Below are 2,284 nucleotides of genomic sequence, written 5' to 3'. Positions count from 1 at the left end.
CTGGTACCGGGCCGCGCTGGCGACCGCCCCGGTGCGCACCGCGCGGCTGGATGTCGTGGGCGAGGTCGCGGAGCGGTTCCGGCAGGCGCGCCGGGTGCTGAACCACCTGGCCGACCGGTACCTGGTCGGCTCCGGCAGCTCCGGCACCGGCTCAGGCGGGTGGCTGCCGCAGCCGGGAACTCTCTGACCCGGGGCTATGGCTTGCGGGCCACGACGCCGTGCACGGGGACGGGGCGCGCTTGGCTGCTGTCGCCGGAGGCGTCAGAGTCGGGGCGCCATTCGGTGATGGGGACCAGGCCGGGCGGGACCAGCTCGAGGCCGGCCATGAGGCCGGCCACCTCGGCGCGGGAGCGGAGCGTGATGGGCTGCGCGGGCATCATCTTGTTCCACTGCCTGGCCGCCTCCTCCAGCACCGGGTCCAGGTCGCTCGCCAGGTGGTAGCCCGCGGCGTAGCTGCCGGACGGCACCGCCGCCATCAGCGCTGGCACTACCGCGGCCGCCTCCGCGGCGTCCTCGACGTAGGAGAGCGTGAACAGCAGCAGGACCGCGACCGGCAGGCTGAAGTCCAGGGTCGCCCCCGCGCCCGCCACGATCGTGGCAGGATCGCGGACGTCCGCGTCGACAAAGCCGATGGCGCCGCCGGGCGCGGATGTCATCATCGCCCGGGCGTGCGCCAGCACCATCGGGTCGTTGTCCACGTACGCGATGCGGCACTCGGGCGCGAGAGACTGCGCGACCTCGTGGGTGGCGCCCACGAGAGGCAGTCCGGTGCCGATGTCGAGGAACTGCCTGATCCCCGCCTCGACGACCAGGAAGCGCAGCACGCGCTGCTGGAACCCGCGCACGGCGGGCGGGATGGCCGCTATCCCCGGCGCGGTCGCGCCCAGGACCCGCGCGGCCTTGCGGTCGGCCTCGAAGTTGTTGTGGCCGCCGTACAGGAAGTCCACCACGCGCGCCGCGTTCGGCACCCTGGTGTTGATCAGCGCGGCTTTCGCCCTGCGGGTCGCGTCTTCCCCCCAGTCGTCTGCCATGCCTACCAGTATGCGCCAACGGTTGCCACGGATGGCGGCCCCCGGCTAACGACCGCCTTTCCTAAGACGCGCTAGTTGTGTTATTTCGGGGCAATATGCCCCGAAATAACACACTTACAGGGAGGCTGAACGGCCAAGGTCCCTGCATCGTCCTCTCCGATAGCTAGCGGGGTCCGGAAGGGGCTGCCGCCCGTCCCTTGTCCACTTTTGCTGTGACGTTCTCGCCCTGCAGGGCTTGCAGCGCTGAGGTCCTTGCCTGGCCTCCGGGGACGCCCCACCCGCGGTGGCGCGGCGGGCGGCCCCGAGCCCGCTGATTTCATGATCACGAAAGAAAATCGCACGCATAGGACGATTTTTCTTCGTGATCATGCTGCGCGCCGCGGCTGAGGCCCTCGCCGGGCCCCGGCCGCCGTAGCCTCTGGCCCTTCAACCTCTGTCGGCGGTTTTCAAGCGGTAGACCGAGACGTGCGACGGGGATTCAGCGGTGAACTCGGATCCGGCCCAGTCGGCGTACCGCGCTTCCAGTTCGAACCCGGCGAGCTGCGCCATCAGGTCCAGTTCCGACGGCCAGATGTAACGGTGCGGGCTGCGGAACAGCCGGGCCTGCTTGCCGTCGCCGAACCTGAAGTGGTGCGAGACGACGTGCTGGTGAAGGACGTCGTAGGTATCCAGGGCGATGTAGCCGGGCTCGGAGTTGAAGACGATGGCCTGCTGTCCCGGCGGCAGCCTGCGCAGCTCCGGTACCCACAGCTCGATGACGAACCGGCCGCCTTGTGTCAGGTGCCGGGCCGCGTTGCGGAAGCAGGCCACCTGCTCGCCCTGGGTCAGCAAGTTGGAGATCGTGTTGAACACGAGGTAGACCAGCGTGTACGCGCCGGGGGCCTCGGCGGTAGCCATGTCGCCGGCGATCACCGGGATTGCCGTCTCGCCGGCCTTGACGCGCAGCTGCTCGATCATCGGGCGAGACAGCTCGATGCCCGTAACCGGCACGCCGCGCTGAGCCAGCGGGATGGCGACGCGGCCGGTGCCGATGGCGAACTCCAGCGCCCGGCCGCCACCGGCCAGCTCGGCGAGCCGGTCCACGGCCGGCTCTAGCACATCCGGCGCGAACATGCCGGTGCCCGGCGTGTCGTATGCCTGGGCTGCCTCGTGATCCCAGATGTCCTCCTGGCGCATGGCACCCAACGATGTCAGCGAGCGCCCGGCGGCGTCCAACAGGTTTCGCGCGCGAAGCGATCAGAGCAGGGACTGGT

General features: G+C 70.0%; 3 protein-coding genes. 1 reads left to right on the top strand and 2 read right to left on the bottom strand.

Annotated elements, in window-relative coordinates:
• The coding region (locus WA805_RS01485; protein WP_425241469.1) for a hypothetical protein at nt 1-187 on the top strand (187 nt) is incomplete at its 5' end.
• Between the two features lie 7 nt (nt 188-194).
• On the opposite strand, the gene WA805_RS01480 is transcribed toward WA805_RS01485, so the two are convergent.
• Together WA805_RS01480 and WA805_RS01475 are read right to left on the bottom strand one after the other, a co-directional pair.
• Nucleotides 195-1,031 (bottom strand): SAM-dependent methyltransferase, encoded by an 837-nt coding sequence (locus tag WA805_RS01480; protein WP_424562533.1) that lies wholly within the window; start codon nt 1,029-1,031, stop codon nt 195-197.
• Between the two features lie 426 nt (nt 1,032-1,457).
• Entirely contained in the window at nt 1,458-2,207 is a 750-nt protein-coding gene (locus tag WA805_RS01475; RefSeq protein ID WP_425241468.1) for a class I SAM-dependent DNA methyltransferase, read from the bottom strand.
• Between the last annotated feature and the right edge of the window lie 77 nt (nt 2,208-2,284).

This window comes from Trebonia sp. (assembly GCF_049794275.1).
In the GTDB taxonomy this organism is placed as follows: Bacteria; Actinomycetota; Actinomycetes; order Streptosporangiales; family Streptosporangiaceae; genus Trebonia.
The sequence above is the reverse complement of the archived record's forward strand: the minus strand, read 5'-3'. Positions and strand labels throughout refer to the sequence as shown.